Genomic DNA, 15,956 nt, shown 5'->3' with positions numbered 1-15,956 from the left:
ACGTCGTTTCCCCAAGTCACGCGGAGCCGCACCCGAATTGAATTAAGCCGAGTTAAACGTACATCCCCGGCCCGCCGCCCCTGTCGCGCGGCGGGCCGGACGGACCGGGCTACGGAACGACGTACAGGTCGCCGTTCGTCTGGGTGATGGCCCCACCCACGACGTTGTAGACGTCGAAGAGGTCGGCGCTCTTGAAGCTCGCGCCCGCCGGCACCGGGGCCAGGAGGGGCGACGTCGTCAACTGCGACTGCGTGGTGCTGACGAAGGTGTTGCCGGCGACCGTGACCAGGTTGTCCGCGGGCAGGTTTCCGCTGTTCACGCTGGTGTCGGGCCGCAGCCACATGCCGGCGAGCAGCTGGTTGAAGGCGGCCGAGTTGTGGAGCGGCGTGCTGGTGATGTTGACGCTGAGCGACGTGTCACCGGCATTGGCCGCGCTGCTGACCGTGCCCGCGATGGAGACGAACGGGGTGTAGCCGCCCGTGGCGTAGTGCGTCTGGTTGTTGTTGTTGATGATCAACTGGCCATACGCCACGCCGCTGTGCTTCAGGAACACCGTGCCCGCGCCACCGTCGGTGTACGTGGCGTTGATGCCGGTGCCGCCGCGCGCCTGGAGCTGCGCGCTGGTCGAGGGGTACGGGTAGCCCACGGCCCCCACGAAGCTGGAAGCATCCCCCGTGCTCACCATCGCGATGCGCCCGCCACCGCCCGCGCGCGTGGAGCCGACCGAGCTGGAGTTGTAGGCGTTCGCCCCGTTCGCGGTGAGAGTGCCGTTCCAGCCCGTGGTGTCGAAGCCGCCGCAGCGCAGGGAGATGGAGCCTCCCGCCGCGCCGTACTGGGCGCCCGTGGTCACCGCGCCCGCCTTGATGAGGGACGTCCCGCCCAGCGTGCAGACGCCGGAGGCATTGAGCCGGAAGACACCACCGCCGGGGCTCCGGAAGCCCAGGTACGACGGCGAGGCGCCGACCGTCGTCCCCGCCCCGCCCGGATACCGGGGGTCGCGGTAGTCGTCGTAGACCATGCCCCGGACCGCGCCAGCCGCGTAGCCACCACCGACACCTCCGTGACCCGCGCCGTAACCACCCGCCGAGCCGGTCGCGGACGAGGGCCCCGTCGCGCCAAAGCCCCACATGGTCTGCGGTGAGCCCTGGGCATCCATCGCCGCCGGGTAGCCCAGGCCCGCGACGTCCACGGCGCCGCCCGTGAGACTGAAGGTCTCCGCGAGCGTCATCTGGAGGCCGGACACCTGCGCTGCGGCCGGCGAGGTCTTGAACACCGGCAGGTAGTGCTTGAGGGTGCCCGCGCTCTGCGCGTATCGCGCCGCCTGGAGCGAGTTGGTGACCAGCGTGCCGCCGCTCAAGGTCACGTCACCGGACGCGATGATGGCGGGCACGGTCACCGAGCCCGCGGACACCGTCACGTTGTCCGCGACGAGCGTCCCGCCTCCAATGGGCGGCATGGCCTGCGTGGCCTGCACGACGTTCACCGCGCCAGCCGCGTACTCGATGCGGCCGGTCCTGCCGCTCGTCGTGTCGAAGAGCACCAGGCCGTTCACGGTCATCGTGGGCGCGCCGGAGTTCGTCGTGTTGCCGGACAGGACGTGGATGTCGCCATTGGTCTCCAGGATGGCGTTGCCGAGCACGTCCAGGTGGTCCAGCACGTCCACGCTGCGGAAGAACGCGCCGGACGCGACGCCGGAGGGCACGGCGCTCGTGGTCAGGGTGCCCACGGCGTTGGTGGTGACGCTCACCAGATTCGACGGATCCAGCAGCGCCCCGCCCGCGGCGGTGATGTCCGGCCGCAGCCAGCCACCCGCGAACACGCCGTTGTAGATGGAGGAGGACGACGGGGTCGTGACCTGGGTGAGCGCGGGGTTGAAGTTCAGCGGCGCGCCCGCGTTCTCGTAGTAGGTCGCGTTGAACATCGTGCTGGCGACCGAGACGGGGATGGAGGTGGCGCCCGCGGTGACGTTCGCCGTGACGGTGCCGGCCAGCGCGGGGAGCCGGGTGGTGCCCTCGTTCTGGTAATGCGCGGGCGAGTTGTTCGCGATGATGAGGTCGCCGTAGGTCAACCCGCTGTGCTTCAGGTAGACGGTGCCCGCGCCACCCGCGCCCACCACGTAGCTGGAGTTGGCCGGAGCGCCGCCGAAGGCGTGGACGCGCGCGGTGAGGTTCGTGGGCGGGTAGCTCACCGTGCCCGTCATCGTCGCGGCATCACCGGTGCTGACCAGGGCGATGCGGCCACCGCCACCCGCTCCCAGCGGGATGGAGGAGTTCCCCGCCCCCTGGCCTCCATCCGCGCTGATGCTTCCCGTCCAGCCCGTGGAGACGATGGCACCGCAGCGAAGGTTGATGGAGCCACCCGCCGCATTGAACGAAGCAGACGCCGCGACGGTGGCCGCACCGCCCAGCACGCAGGGCCCTGTCGACGTGATGCGCACCACGCCACCTCCGTGGGTGCCCGAATACGTGTCATTGGTGGCGCCGGGGAACTTCGGGTCGCGGTAGTCGCCGTAGGTCGTCCCCGCGTTGCCCGCCTGGTTGTTGTTGGCCTGCGAGATGTTCATCCGGTAGTTGCCGGAGCCCATGCCGCCGTGGCTGGCGCCGTACAGCTTGCTGGTGCCCGAGAGCAATGCCGACGGCACACCGTTGGGACCGAAGCTGACCAGGCCGTTGCCGCTGCAGGACCCATTGGCGAAGCAGGTCATGCCGTAGCCCTTGTTGGTGGTGTTGATGGAGCCACCGAGCAGGTTCCAGGAGCCCGTGAGCACGTCCAGCTTGAACATGGCGGCGTTGGTGGCCTGGAGGTGCGTCACGGTGCCGCCGGTGATGAAGACGTCACCGAAGGTCTGCCCCACCGTGCTGGCGTCGAACGTGACGGTGCCGCCGGTGATGTAGAGGTTCCGGCCGCCCGCGTTGCTGGAGGTGAGGGTGACGGTGCCGGAGGTGATGGTGGTGCCCGCACTGCCATTGAACAGCGCCGAGTCGAACGTGACGGAGGCCGTGTCCGGCAGCGTGGTGGTGCCGCTCCCGTCCGTGACGGTGGCGGAGAACATGGTCGGCACGCTCAGCGCCGTGGAGCTGCGCGCGGTGACGACGTAGCTCCCCGCTCCGGAGTCCACCGCCGTGAGGCACGTCGCGCCCGGCGTGTTCACGGTGCAGTCGGAGGTCCCCGTGCCGCCCAGCGTGACCGACCCATCACTGCTCAGGACCTCCACATGGAGCCCCATCCCCAGGGGGTCACCATTCGCGTCGCGAGGCGTGACGGTGAGGGTCACATAGGCCAGTCCGTCCGAGGGCGCATGGGTTGCGGACGCAAGCAATTGAGGCTGCGGTGAAGTCAGCCCCGCGCGCGAGTTCGCCGGAGCCGGCCCACCTTCTTCCAGCGGCGGAGGGGAACAGCTGATCAACGCGGCGAGCGCGAGCGGACCTGCGAATGGCAGACGCATGGAGAAATCTCCCTTTGAGTTTGAACAGCGGCCGGCTGGCAATGCTTCAGCCCGTGCCGCTGGACGTCCGTATGCTTCAGCGGGGCTGCGTGATGGAAGGACCCACTGGAAACATTCTTCACGCAATCGAGTCTTTCTTGACCTGTCCGCAACCCCTGGAGACACGGGACGCACTTACTTTGAGCCTCGTCCCGCGCTGTTGATGCAAAGGGTTGCGACCCGCTACCTTCGTCGGATGCCCTGGACCGAGGAGCAAGCGACCCCTTTCGTCCCACGCGACTACTGCGACATGTACCCGCAGGCGACACTCGAGCCGGTGGATCTCGTCACGATCTGCACCGACCTGGCCTGGATGATGGATGTGGAACCAGAGGACCTGGCGGGCTGGTACCGCCCGCTCGGGCTCGCCTTGTTCGAGCAGTTCGGGCTCTCGCACCTTTCTCAGCGCCTCGCGGTTGCGGAGGCGTCCCAGGGAGCCGACCTCATGCATGCGCTCGGCGCAACCGATACTCCCAAATGGTTCGATGGCCTCGGACGGGCCTGGGCCTTCCGGCGGCATGTGCTTGCGCTACCCAGCATGGTCTCGGGAGTCCTTGAAGGACATCCCTTCCAGCTTTCGGTGCGCCACCGGGACATTCCGCCCCCGCTTCATCCCATGGCGGAGGAAGTCGCGGACAGCCTGCTGGGCCATGCACGGGCCTCGCGCGAGCTCGCCAAGAAGCTGGACCGGGCCATCGTTTCGCTTTGGGGTTGTCCCTTGGAGCGCCTCGAACAAAAGGTCACGCTGGCGGAGCTGGCCGCCGCTGGCCTTGAAATCCAGACGTTCGAGCCATGAGTTCCACGCGCGAGTCGTGGACAGGTGGGACGAAGCTCCTGGTGGCGGCGAGCCTCGCGGGCGCGGTGGGCTTCCTCTTCGCCATGGACGTGGGGCCCCGGGAGGCGCGGCTCGTCACCAAGGCGCTGCCCATGGTGTGCCTGCTCCTTTGGCTGTGGCCCGCGCGGGGGCGCTATGCGCGGCTCATCTTCGCGGGGCTGGCGCTGTCGCTGCTCGGTGACGTGCTGCTGGAGGTGGGCCCGGACCTGTTCCTTCCGGGTCTGGGCGCCTTCCTGCTGGCCCACGTGGGCTACACCGCCGCGTTCTTCTCCGTGACGCGGCGACTGGCCCTGCTGCGTGCCCTGCCCTTCTTGCTGCTGGCCGTGGGCGCCACCGTGGCGCTGTGGCCCGGCCTGGGCGGGATGGCGCCGCCGGTGACGGCCTACGTCGCCGTCATCTGCACCATGGGCTGGCGCGCGGCGGCCATGATGAGCGCTCCGGAGCTGCCTCGGCGCGAGCAATGGCTGGCATTCCTGGGCGCGCTGCTGTTCTCCGCCAGCGATGGGCTGCTCTCCATCCGGCTCTTCGTCACGCCCCTGCCCGGCCTGGGCTACGCCGTCATGCTGCTGTACTGGGCCGCACAGCTCTGCATCGCGGCCTCCGCGCGCGTGGAGCACGCTCCGGTTCCGGTGCCTGTATCCTCTGGACGTCCCACCTGACTCCTGGAGGCATCCATGTGGCGTTCCCTGTGTGTCGCGGCAGCTTGTGTTTTCGGTCTCACGGCTTGCGGCGGTAACACCGACACGGACGTAGACCTCGGCTCGCAGGAGCAGGGGCTCGCGTGCGAGGCCGGCACCGGCGCCTGCCCTGGCACCACCGTCTGTGCCTACGACGGCCCTGGCGATGAAGGGCTCTGCCGCCCCGCGTGCATCAACGGCACGTGTTCCAATGGCCAGACCTGCTGCACCCAGCCTGGCGGCGCGCCGTACTGCAACAGCTTCTGCTACTGACTTCCCAACACCACTGGAGACGGAGCGCCCCACGACGCTCCGCCTCCGGGGGCACGTCGAAACTACTGCAGCACGCCGATGGTCTCCGAGCGGTCCACGGACTCACCCTTGGTGGTGTAGCCGGAGTACCAGCCGGTCAGGTTGCTGCCGGACTGGTCATACTGCACATGGACGTGGGGACCCGTGGCGTTGCCCGTACCGCCCTCGTTGCCCACCTGGCAGCGGTTGCACGTGCGGTCGAACGAGTCCGACGTCTTGATGAAGTGCCACAGGCGGAACGTCTTGCCGTTGGAGAAGGCGTGCTTCGCCTCGTTCTGCGTGCCGCTGCCCGTGCCGTTGCAATAGACGCCCGACGTACGGATGGTCACGTTCCAGGACAGCGACGCCATCACGCCCGTCTCCACGCCCCAGTAGTTGCAACGGCCGCTGGAGATGTCCAACGCGCCGTGGAACGTGCCGCTGGAGTAGTACGTCGTCGCCGTCACCGTGCCCGGAAAGGGCGACTTCACCGTGTACGAATACGCAGCCGCGACCGAGGGAAGCGCGAGGGCCAGGATGGCCGCGAAGGCCTTCTTCTTCATGTGACGCATCGGGGGTGTTCCTTTCGGGCCGGCGGGTCCGGCCCCATGAGGGTGCCGCTCAACGGACCTGTTGCTGCCGCTGCTTCTCTCTCAGGAGCAGGCCCCACTCCTGAACGCCTGATTCCAGGGCGCGGATCCACGCGTCGATCTCCGGCGCCATGCTGGGGTCCACGCTCCGCAGCTTGCGCAGCTCCGGCACGGCGTCCGCGAAGCCCAGCTCCGCGATGCCCTGCACCAGCGCCTTGCGCACGCCCGCGTCCCGCTCGCCCCGGTACATGCCCACCAGCGCCTCGCGCGCCGGTCCCATCTGCGCCGCCGGCACGCTGCCCAGCGCGAGCGCCGCCGAGCGCCGCACGTCCGCGCTCTCGTGGCCTAGCATCCCGAGCAGCTTCTGCCCCGCCTCCGGCCCCATCCTGCGCGTGTCCAGGGACTCCAGAATCCTCGCCGTCACCTTTGGATCCGTGGACGCCGTCGCCGCGTTCACCGCCATGTCCGTCGCCGGGCCGTGGTGGGCGGAATAGACGTACTCGTTGTCCTCGATGAGGTTCTTCGCCGCCTCCATGCGGACCTCCGGCGAGCCGTCCCGCATGAGCCGTTCGTACATGTCCCCCGTCTTCTCCAACGCGCCGGTGCGGCGCATGGCGCGGACGGTGGCGGCGCGGACGGACGGGTCTCGGTCCTCCAGCGCGCGGCGGGCCACGGCCTGGATGGCGTCCTTCTCCGCCTCACGCTCGCTGCGCGCCACCAGCGCCGCGGCCAGCTGCTCCACCATCGCCGGGTCCGTCTCCCGGTCGAACGCCGCGTGCAGCTCGCCGGAGGGCAGCGACACGGCGGCCTCGCGCAGCACGGTCTGGAGGTAGTCGCGGTAGGCCTTGGAGCTGGAGCCCAGCCCCTGGCGGAGCTGATCCATCAACCCCTGGACCGAACAGCTCTCCGCCTGCAGCGCGGGCTTCGCGGCGGAGGGCGTGGACCCGGCGGTGACGACCGGGGACGCGAGCATCAACGTCAGGCCCCCGAACGCGCGAAGACCTTGGAGGTAGCGGGGCATGCGGAGGGCTCCTACTGGTGGCGGTCCATGCAGTCGAAGGGGTTCTGGTCCGGCAGCTCGTTCCAGATGCGGATGAAGTCGACGTTGCCCTGGGCGTAGAGCGTCTCGAAGGTGCCGTAGAGCGGCTGGAAGCGCGGATCCACGGTCGCCATGTTCGCCATCACCGGCAGGGCGTCCCGGCCCGCGACGCGCGCGGAGAAGCGGAACAGCGCCCAGCGCACGCACACGGACTGCTCGCGCTGGAAGGCGTCCGTGAACATCTTCAGCACGTGCTCCTTGTCGGAGGACATGGCCAGCACCTGCGCCGCCGCGTCGCGGCCGTCCTCGTTGCCCTCGCTGCGCAGGATGCGCTCGAAGCGGGCCGTGGCCTTCGCGTCCAGCACGGGTGAGTTGTGCAGCGGCGCCGTCTGCGCCAGGTGGCGGATCTGCTCGTCCGGCGCGTCCGTGGCGATGGTGATGAGCCGGTCGAGGTACGGCGACGCGTCGCCCAGGTTCTCCGACTCGCGCGCCATCACGCGGCCCAGCGTGCGCGTGGCGGCCCAGCCCGCCTCGGTGGACGCCGGGTCGCGCGCGAAGTCCGCCATCCGGTCCATCGCGTCCGGCGTCAGGTGCTTCTGCGTGTCGAGCGCGGAGAGCATGCCCGCGCGCCGCTCGATGGACAGGCCCTTGTCCATCCCCGCCTCCAGCAGCCGCGCGGCGACCTGTGGCTTCTGCACCGCGTCCGACTCACGCAGCCCGGACAGCAGCACCTGGAACTCCGCGCCCTGCGCGTCCCGGGCCCAGTCCACCACCTGCCCCGCCTTCTTCGCGTCGTCGCCAATCAGCTCCGCCAGCTTCGACTTCAGGTAGTCGCGGACGAGCGAGTCCTTCGACGCGAGCAGCGGCCCGGCCCAGTCGCGGAACGTCTCCAGCGTCACGCCGTCGTTGAAGCGCGCCAGCTCCGGGAAGCACGTCTGGTCCGAGAAGCGGCGCTCCGCGGCCTCCGCCTCCGCCACTCCGGACGGCGCCGCCGCCGCGCCCCCTCCGCCGCCATGCGCTCCCCCGGACTGTGTGGCTTTGGTGGGGGCCACCACCGCTGACGGCGCCTGTGCGTCGTCACCGCCACGCCACACCAGCCCCACGGCCGCCAACACGGCCACCAGGCCCGCAGCCGCCCATCTCCAGGGGACACCCCGTGCTCGCGAAGGACCGGATGCGGGCGTCTGGGTCGGAGTGGAAGGAACCATGGGAATCCAAATAACCATGGATTCCTTGTTTCAATCAAGGAAAACAGATTGATTGTATTTTTACTGAAACGCGCCTTCTTTCTCTCTGGAAAGTCCATCCACCGACCGAATGCGTCACAAGAAAAGTCCTAACGCTATGGAACGACGCATGCGGCCAACGCACTTCGTGTCGCGGCGATGCAATGACTCTCCGCGCGCATGTGCGAGCGGATGTCACATGGCGTTGAACCCTGCGCCCGTCTGCCTTCCTACCCCCCAAGGTCAAAACAGACACGCCTCTGCCGGAGGGGCGTGAAGTGTCCGCGATTCAGTGTCCGTGTATGATTTCGGTCCGTGGTGGCAGGGCCGGGGGGCTGTAGCCAGCGCATGGATGCATCGGGCGGAGGTGCCCGGGTCGCGCCATGGCTGTGAATGCGTCGCGGGAAAAGTGGCCGGACATGATGAAGAACGAAGCAGGTGCCGTGCGGCGGGAGCCTCCCGCGGTGGGCGTGACGGGTGTGTCCTCGGACCTTTCGGACCGGACACAGGCCGCGGACGTGGAGTCGCTCTTTGGAGCCGCTCCCGCGCCCGTGGAGCCGCCGTCGCGTTCCAACACGGGTTCGTCCACGTGGGACGGGCCGTCGCGTCCGGGCACGGGTGGCACCGGTGACACCGGCAACAACACGAGTCCCTCCATCCAGGGCCACGCGCTGCGCCCGGGCATGCGCCTGCAGCACTACGAGCTCATCCGAGAGCTGGGCTCCGGCGGCATGGGCACGGTGTTCCTGGCGCGCGACGTGCGGCTGGGGCGCCGGGTGGCCATCAAGTTCCTGCACAGCGAGGACGCCGACATCACCCGGCGCTTCATCCTGGAGGCGCGGGCCACGGCGCGGTGCAGCCACGAGAACATCGTCATCATCTACGAGGTCGGCGAGTTCACCGGCGGCCCGTTCATGGTGCTGGAGTACCTGCAGGGCAAGCCGCTGACGAAGGTGCTGGGCAACCAGCGCCTGCCGCCCGCGCGCGCGGTGGAGCTGATGGTGCCGGTGGTGCGGGCGCTGGAGTGCGCCCACGAGCAGGGCATCGTCCACCGCGACCTCAAGCCGGAGAACATCGTCGTGACGGACTCGGGCGCCATCAAGGTGCTCGACTTCGGCATCGCCAAGGTGCTCCAGGGTGACGAGCCCGTGGAGGCGCCCGCGGGCGGCCCCCAGGCCCAGCCGCGGCTGCACTCGGTGGAGGGCATGGGCGAGGACGTGTCCAACCTCACCCGCAAGGGCGCCATCATGGGCACCATGGCCTTCATGTCCCCGGAGCAGTGGGGCATTGGCGTGGCCGTGGACAACCGCACGGACATCTGGGCCGTGGGGTTGATGCTCTTCCGCATGCTCGCCGGCAAGCACCCGTTGGATCCGCTGCGCGGTCCGCAGCTGATGGTCACGGGCATGCTGGATGAGCCCATGCCGCTGCTGCGGACCATGGCGCCGGACGTGCCGCAGGAGCTGGCGGCCGTGGTGGACCGCTGCCTGCTCAAGCGCAAGGAGGAGCGCTATCCGGACGCGGCGTCGCTGCTGCGCGCGCTGGAGCCCTTCCTGCCCGGCCGCATGAGCCGCGAGCTGCGCGTGGACGAGAGCCCGTACGCGGGCCTCAGCTCCTTCCAGGAGGCGGACGCGGACCGTTTCTTTGGCCGCACCCGCGAAATCGCGGCGCTGGTGAACCGCATCAACGACCGGCCGCTGCTGGCCGTGGTGGGCCCGTCCGGCACGGGCAAGTCGTCGTTCGTGCGCGCGGGTCTGGTGCCCGTGCTCAAGCGGTCCGGCACGCCGTGGGAGGCGCTGGTCATCCGCCCCGGCCGCAGCCCGCTGTCGGCGCTGGCCAGCATCGTCGCGCCGCTGATGAGCTCGTCCACCACCATCGAGGACGACCTGCAGGAGCAGCAACGGGTGGTGGAGCGGCTGCGCGCGGAGCCCGGCTACGTGGGCAACGTGCTGCGCAGCCGCGCGCGGAGGGAGAAGCGGCGCATCCTGCTCTTCATCGACCAGTTCGAGGAGCTCTACACGCTGGTGCCGGACGTCCAGGACCGGATGGCCTTCACCGCGTGCCTGTCCGGCATCGCGGACGACGCGACCACGCCCATCCGCGTCATCCTCTCCATCCGTTCGGACTTCCTGGACCGGGTGCCAGAGGACGAGCGCTTCATGTCGGAGCTCAGCCAGGGGCTCTACTTCCTCACCGCGCCCGCCCGCGAAGGCCTGAAGGACGCGCTGGTGCAGCCGGCGGAGCGCGCGGGCTACCAGTTCGAAAGCCCCACCATGGTGTCCAGCATGCTGGAGCACCTGGACGCCTCCCAGGGCGCGCTGCCCCTGTTGCAGTTCGCCGCCACGCAGCTGTGGGAGGCGCGCGACGTCACCAACCGGCTGCTCACGGAGAGCGCGTACCAGGCCATGGGTGGCATCGCCGGCGCGCTGGCGAGCCACGCGGACAGCGTGCTGGAGAGCCTGTCCACGCAGGAGCGCACTTTGGTGCGAGCGCTGTTTTTGCGGCTCGTCACCCCGGAGCGCACGCGCGCCATCGTGTCCCTGGACGAGCTGCGCGAGCTGACCAAGGACACGGGGGAGATGCAGCGCCTCATCGACCACCTGGTGCAGGCGCGCCTGCTGGTGGTGCAGACCGGCGGCGGCGCCACGGGCGCCACGGTCGAAATCGTCCACGAGTCGCTCCTGCACAGCTGGCCCACGCTGCGGCGCTGGCTGGATGAAGGACAGGAGGACTCCGCGTTCCTGGAGCAGCTGCGCAACGCGGCCCGGCAGTGGCAGGGCAAGAACTTCGACGCGCACCTGCTGTGGCGCGGTGAGCTGGTGGAGGAGGCCCAGCGCTTCCAGCGGCGCTACCGGGGAGAGCTGCCCCGGTTGCAGCAGGACTTCCTCACGGCGGTGTTCGCGCAGGCGAAGAAGGGGCGCCGGCTGAAGCGGGCGCTGCTCATCGGCAGCGCGACGTTCCTGGGGCTCCTGGTGGTGGCGGCGGTGGTGGCGCTCGTCGTCATCCGCAACGCGCAGCAGGAGGCCGAAAAGCAGGCCCAGGCGGCCCAGGCGGCGGAGATCATCGCGCGCGCCGCCGAGTCCACGGCCCGCGGCGCGGAGGTCGAGGCCAAGCAGCGACTGGCCGAGGTGCAGGCCAAGGAACTGGAGCGCCAGAAGGCGCAGCAGGCGGCGGAGTCGGCCAATGAGCAGGTGGCGCTGGCCAACCAGGAGCTGCTCAGCAAGAACGACGAACTGGTGTCCGCGCTGAAGCGGGCCCAGGAAGCGCAGCTGCGCGCCCGGAGCGCCAAGAAGCGCGCCGAGGAGAGCGCCGATTCCGCGCGCGACGCCCGCGAGGAAGCCCTCCGCGCGGCGGAAGAACTCTCCACGTTGCTCAAGCGGGAGAAGGAGCGCGTCTCCCGTCTGCAATCCCAGCTCGGCAGTCCGGTCATCGAGGTCCTGAAGTGAGAAGCATCTTGAACAGGGTGATGAGCAGGTCCGCGTTCGTGTTGTCGGTGCTGCTGGCGCTGGAGTCGGTGCCCGCGCTGGCGCAGGAGCCGGCGCCACGGACCCGCACCACGAAGACGTCCCGGAGCACGAAGAAGAAACCCACCGCGTCGAAGGCCACGGGCAAGACGAAGGTGTCCGGCACCGGCACCTCGAAGCGGCGGCGCAAGCCCACCGCCGCCGAGGCCGCGCGGACACCCACGCCGGCCCCCTCGGACACGCCCCTCTCCGAGTCCCTTCCCCTGCCCCCGCCTCCCACGCCGAAGGCCGTGGAGTCCCAGCAGGAGCAGGCCAGCAGCACGCTGGAGGGCTCGCAGTCCGGCGCGGATGAACGCCCCTGGGCGGAGGGCATCACCAAGACGGACCAGGACGCGTCGCTCGCGCTGTTCGGCGAAGGCAACGCGCTCCTGAAGGAATCCATCTTCGTGCAGGCCGTGGAGAAGTACCGCCAGGCGCTGGCGCGCTGGGACCACCCGGCCATCCACTACAACCTCGCGCTGGCGCTGATGAACCTGGACCAGCCCGTGGAGGTGCACGAGCACCTGGTGGCGGCGCTGCGCTTCGGACCGGCGCCGCTGGAGAAGGAGAAGTACGAGTACGCGCGCAACTACAAGACGCTGGTGGAGAAGCAGCTCGCGCGGGTGGCCATCACCTGCGCCACGCCCGGCGCCACGGTGACCCTGGACGGCCAGACGCTGTTCGTGGCCCCCGGCCGCTACGAAGCGCTGGTGCGCCCCGGCGCGCACAGCATCGTCGCGACGATGGCGGGCTATTTGCCCAGCGACCAGAGCCGCACGCTCTTGCCCGGTGAGACGACGACGCTGGATTTGAAGCTCTTCACCTCCGACGACCTCATCCGCTACAAGCGCCGCTGGTCCGCCGCGATGCCCTGGCTGGTGATGGGCGCGGGCGTGGCCGTGGCGGGCGGCAGCACCTTCCTGCACCTCCAGTCCCGCGACCACTTCCGCGCCTTCGAGTCCGGCATCACCGAATGCGGGGGCTGCGTGCCGCCCGCCGCCGTCGCCGACGAGCGCTCGCAGGGCAACCTGATGCAGACCGGCGCCATCGCCGGGTACGCCGTGGGCGGTGCCGTCATCGTCACCGGCGCGGTGCTCGCCGTCCTCAACCAACCCAAGCCGTACCGCATCGAACCGGGCCAGGAGGCGGCGACCGTGCAGGTCACGCCGCTCCTCGGCGCGGGTTCGGGCGGTGCCGTGGCCACGTTCCGTTTCTAGAGGCTCTCGCATGACACGCGTCTCTCCCTCTTCCATGGCACGCGCCCTGCTGCTCCTGGCCGCGCCGCTGCTGCTCCTCTCCTCCTGCTTCCAGCCCACCACGGTGGACTGCCCCGCCGGGCTGGTGTGTCCGGATGGCCTGAAGTGCGCCGCGAACCAGGCCACCTGCATCTCCACGGAGTGCGGCGACGGCATCGTCCAGGACCACGAGCAGTGCGACGACGGCAACATCGTGGACGGCGACGGCTGTAGCCGCGACTGCAAGTCCACCGAGACGTGTGGCAACGGCGTCGTGGACCAGGTCACGAAGGAGAAGTGCGACGACGGCAACACGAACGACCGCGACGGCTGCAGCGCGGACTGCAAGTCCAACGAACTGTGCGGCAACGGCGTCGTGGACACGGCCGTGGGCGAGAAGTGCGACGACGGCAACAACACCAGCGGCGACGGCTGCAGCGCGGACTGCCTCTCCACCGAGGTCTGCGGCAACGGCTACACCGACCCCTCCAAGGAGGAGCGCTGCGACGACGGCAACACCGTCAGCGGCGACGGGTGCAGCGCGGACTGCCGCTCCCAGGAGAGCTGCGGCAACGGCTACGTGGACGTGGCCAAGGGTGAGAAGTGCGACGACGGCAACAACAGCAACGGCGACGGGTGCAGCTCCGACTGCAAGTCCAACGAGACCTGCGGCAACGGCGTCCTGGACACCATCAAGGGTGAAATCTGCGACGACGGCAACAACGTCAGCGAGGACGGCTGCAGCGCGGACTGCCGCTCCGCGGAGGGCTGCGGCAACGGCGTGCGCGACGGCGAGGAGCAGTGCGACGACAAGGGCGAGTCCGCCACCTGCAACCTCAACTGCACCGTGCGCGTCTGCGGTGACGGCATCGTCAACCGGACCGCGGGCGAGCAGTGCGACGACAAGGGCGAGTCCGCCTACTGCAACGCCAACTGCACGCTGCGCGCCTGTGGCGACGGCGTGGTGAACACGTCCTCCGGCGAGCAGTGCGACAACCCCGGCCCCGTCAACAGCCCCACCTGCGACGCGGACTGCTCCATCGCCTTCTGCGGCGACGGCTTCACCAACACCACGCGCGGCGAGCTGTGCGACACGGCGGGCAACTCCCGCACCTGCAACTCGGACTGCACGCCCGCGGCCTGCGGCGACCGGTACCTCAACACCGCGGCGGGCGAGCAGTGCGACGACGGGCCCAACTCCGCCATCTGCGACGTGGACTGCACCCCCACGGCCTGCGGCGACGGCGTCACCAACACGACCGCGAAGGAGCAGTGCGACGACGGCAACACGCGCGACGACGACGACTGCCTGGGCACCTGCAAGCCGAACGTCTGCGGCGACAGCGTGGTCAACGTCAACGGTCCGGACCGCCCGGAGGCCTGCGACGACGGCAACACCCGGACGGAAGTCGCGTGCGACTACGGCACCGCCAGCTGCGAGGCGTGCAGCAGCGACTGCAAGGCGCGGCTGGACCTGAAGGGCAACGTCTGCGGCGACAACGTGAAGGACGCCACGAACGAGGCCTGTGACGACGGCAACACCGACACGGAGGACGCCTGCCCCTACGGCACCGCCAACTGCAAGGTGTGCCGCTTCGACTGCAAGGAGAGCCTGTCGCGCACGGGCAATATCTGCGGCGACAACGCGAAGGACCCGGACCACGAGGCCTGCGACGACGGCAACACCAAGACGGAAGTCGCGTGCGACTACGGCCAGGCGAATTGCCAGAGGTGCAGAGGCGACTGCCAGGAGACGCTCACGCTCCAGGGCAACGTCTGCGGCGACAAGGTGAAGGACGCCACCCACGAGGCCTGCGACGACGGCAACACGCAGACGGAGACCTCCTGCCCCTACGGCGTGGCCAACTGCCAGACGTGCAGCGGCGACTGCAAGCAACTGCTGACGGTGACGGGCAACGTCTGCGGCGACGGCGTGGCGGACCCGACCCACGAGTCCTGTGACGACGGCAACACGCAGACGGAGACCTCCTGCCCCTACGGTCAGGCCAACTGCCAGATGTGCCGCGGCGACTGCCAGCAACTCCTGACGCTCACGGGCAACATCTGCGGCGACGGCAAGCAGGACCCCAGCGCCTCGAACGAGGTCTGCGACGACGGCAACACGCAGACGGAGTCCTCGTGCCCCTATGGTCAGGCGAACTGCAAGGTGTGCCGCGGCGACTGCAAGGAGCTGGTCCCCGTCACGGGCAACGTCTGCGGCGACGGCGTGAAGGACCCGGACCACGAGGCCTGCGACGACGGCAACACCAACACGGAGTCCTCCTGCCCCTACGGTCAGGCCAACTGCCAGATGTGCCGCGGCGACTGCCAGCAACTCCTGACGCTCTCGGGCAACGTCTGCGGCGACGGCGTGAAGGACGCGACCAATGAGGCCTGCGACGACGGCAACACCCTCACCTGCGGCTCCTGCAGCGCCAACTGCAAGGTGCAGACGCTCCAGGCGGCGACGGGCACCATCGCGGCGACGACCAGCGCGAACCTGGTCGACGAGGAGACGTTCACCCTCAGCGATGGCATCAACACGCCGGTCACCTTCGAATTCGACCGCGACAACAAGCTCAAGAACCCCGCCAACCAGCGGGTGGTCCTGGTGAACGGCACGCCCGCGGCGCAGATTGCCCTCGTCATCCGGGACGCCATCAACGCGGTGGAGGAGCCGTTTGAAATCGAGGCGTCGGTCGTCACCGGCTCCATCACCGTGAACGTCACCCACAAGCTGAAGGGCTCCATCGGCAACCAGGCGATGACGGAGCGGGTCAACAACAGCAACTTCAAGGTGAGCGGGATGAACGGCGGCAGCGGCTACGACTGCCCCCAGGGAACCAAGTGCGTGGGCGACGAGGACTGCGCCCTCGACCTGGTGTGCGGGGCGAGCAAGACCTGCGTCGCCCCGCCCATCACCGCTCCCTGAACGCGGCTTCTCCAGCGTGTGACCTCCCTCTTGAAACAGGGAGGTCACACGCGTTGACGCGCCGAGCCATGTCCTGCGTCACACGCGAGCGGGCCGGGGTGCGCGAGTGGGGGAACGTGCGGTTGACTTCACCGTCGTGGGGGT

10 protein-coding genes are annotated in these 15,956 nt (G+C 69.3%); 6 read left to right on the top strand and 4 right to left on the bottom strand.

What is annotated here, in order from left to right:
• Positions 1-109 precede the first annotated feature (109 nt).
• The gene (locus D7X30_RS02205; protein ID WP_147443069.1) at positions 110-3,445 is read right to left on the bottom strand and encodes a hypothetical protein; all 3,336 of its coding nucleotides are present in this window, start codon (positions 3,443-3,445) and stop codon (positions 110-112) included.
• A gap of 289 nt (positions 3,446-3,734) precedes the next feature.
• Here D7X30_RS02205 and D7X30_RS02200 point away from each other — a divergent pair, with 289 nt between their 5' ends.
• From D7X30_RS02200 to D7X30_RS02190, 3 genes are read left to right on the top strand one after another with little or no spacing between them, the layout of a single operon-like run.
• Complete coding sequence (locus D7X30_RS02200) at positions 3,735-4,280, top strand: hypothetical protein (RefSeq protein WP_147443068.1); 546 nt, start codon at positions 3,735-3,737, stop codon at positions 4,278-4,280.
• On the top strand, positions 4,277-4,978 hold the full coding sequence (locus tag D7X30_RS02195; protein WP_120561149.1) for a lysoplasmalogenase: 702 nt from the start codon (positions 4,277-4,279) through the stop codon (positions 4,976-4,978). The genes D7X30_RS02200 and D7X30_RS02195 overlap by 4 nt, the downstream gene beginning before the upstream one ends.
• A 15-nt stretch (positions 4,979-4,993) precedes the next feature.
• Positions 4,994-5,269 (top strand): hypothetical protein, encoded by a 276-nt coding sequence (locus D7X30_RS02190; RefSeq protein WP_120561148.1) that lies wholly within the window; start codon positions 4,994-4,996, stop codon positions 5,267-5,269.
• A gap of 62 nt (positions 5,270-5,331) precedes the next feature.
• Here the strand turns inward: D7X30_RS02190 and D7X30_RS02185 are convergent, their stop codons facing one another.
• From D7X30_RS02185 to D7X30_RS02175, 3 genes are read right to left on the bottom strand one after another with little or no spacing between them, the layout of a single operon-like run.
• Positions 5,332-5,859, bottom strand: coding sequence for a hypothetical protein (locus tag D7X30_RS02185; protein ID WP_120561147.1), 528 nt, complete (start codon positions 5,857-5,859; stop codon positions 5,332-5,334).
• A 49-nt stretch (positions 5,860-5,908) separates the two neighbouring features.
• Positions 5,909-6,898: a HEAT repeat domain-containing protein gene (locus D7X30_RS02180; protein ID WP_120561146.1), complete on the bottom strand. Its 990-nt coding sequence runs from the start codon at positions 6,896-6,898 to the stop codon at positions 5,909-5,911.
• Positions 6,899-6,909: 11 nt separating this feature from the next.
• Positions 6,910-8,037 (bottom strand): hypothetical protein, encoded by a 1,128-nt coding sequence (locus tag D7X30_RS02175; protein ID WP_233591326.1) that lies wholly within the window; start codon positions 8,035-8,037, stop codon positions 6,910-6,912.
• Between the two features lie 524 nt (positions 8,038-8,561).
• Here D7X30_RS02175 and D7X30_RS02170 point away from each other — a divergent pair.
• Genes D7X30_RS02170 through D7X30_RS02160 form a run of 3 tightly spaced genes read left to right on the top strand, consistent with a single transcriptional unit; the run spans position 8,562 to position 15,812 of the window.
• Positions 8,562-11,588 (top strand): serine/threonine-protein kinase, encoded by a 3,027-nt coding sequence (locus tag D7X30_RS02170; RefSeq protein ID WP_233591325.1) that lies wholly within the window; start codon positions 8,562-8,564, stop codon positions 11,586-11,588.
• 20 nt (positions 11,589-11,608) lie between these two features.
• Positions 11,609-12,862 (top strand): PEGA domain-containing protein, encoded by a 1,254-nt coding sequence (locus tag D7X30_RS02165; RefSeq protein ID WP_120561143.1) that lies wholly within the window; start codon positions 11,609-11,611, stop codon positions 12,860-12,862.
• A gap of 10 nt (positions 12,863-12,872) precedes the next feature.
• On the top strand, positions 12,873-15,812 hold the full coding sequence (locus D7X30_RS02160; protein ID WP_120561142.1) for a DUF4215 domain-containing protein: 2,940 nt from the start codon (positions 12,873-12,875) through the stop codon (positions 15,810-15,812).
• Positions 15,813-15,956 lie beyond the last annotated feature (144 nt).

The organism is Corallococcus sp. AB011P, from assembly GCF_003611605.1.
In the GTDB taxonomy this organism is placed as follows: Bacteria; Myxococcota; Myxococcia; order Myxococcales; family Myxococcaceae; genus Corallococcus; species Corallococcus coralloides.
Note: the sequence above shows the minus strand (reverse complement) of the source record. Positions and strands in the feature narration are given on the sequence as shown.

Coding starts and splice junctions, on each gene's coding strand:
- D7X30_RS02205 (WP_147443069.1), bottom strand. CDS start 3,445: ATGCGTCTGCCATTCGCAGGTCCGCTCGCGCTCGCCGCGTTGATCAGC.
- D7X30_RS02200 (WP_147443068.1), top strand. CDS start 3,735: ATGTACCCGCAGGCGACACTCGAGCCGGTGGATCTCGTCACGATCTGC.
- D7X30_RS02195 (WP_120561149.1), top strand. CDS start 4,277: ATGAGTTCCACGCGCGAGTCGTGGACAGGTGGGACGAAGCTCCTGGTG.
- D7X30_RS02190 (WP_120561148.1), top strand. CDS start 4,994: ATGTGGCGTTCCCTGTGTGTCGCGGCAGCTTGTGTTTTCGGTCTCACG.
- D7X30_RS02185 (WP_120561147.1), bottom strand. CDS start 5,859: ATGCGTCACATGAAGAAGAAGGCCTTCGCGGCCATCCTGGCCCTCGCG.
- D7X30_RS02180 (WP_120561146.1), bottom strand. CDS start 6,898: ATGCCCCGCTACCTCCAAGGTCTTCGCGCGTTCGGGGGCCTGACGTTG.
- D7X30_RS02170 (WP_233591325.1), top strand. CDS start 8,562: ATGATGAAGAACGAAGCAGGTGCCGTGCGGCGGGAGCCTCCCGCGGTG.
- D7X30_RS02165 (WP_120561143.1), top strand. CDS start 11,609: ATGAGCAGGTCCGCGTTCGTGTTGTCGGTGCTGCTGGCGCTGGAGTCG.
- D7X30_RS02160 (WP_120561142.1), top strand. CDS start 12,873: ATGACACGCGTCTCTCCCTCTTCCATGGCACGCGCCCTGCTGCTCCTG.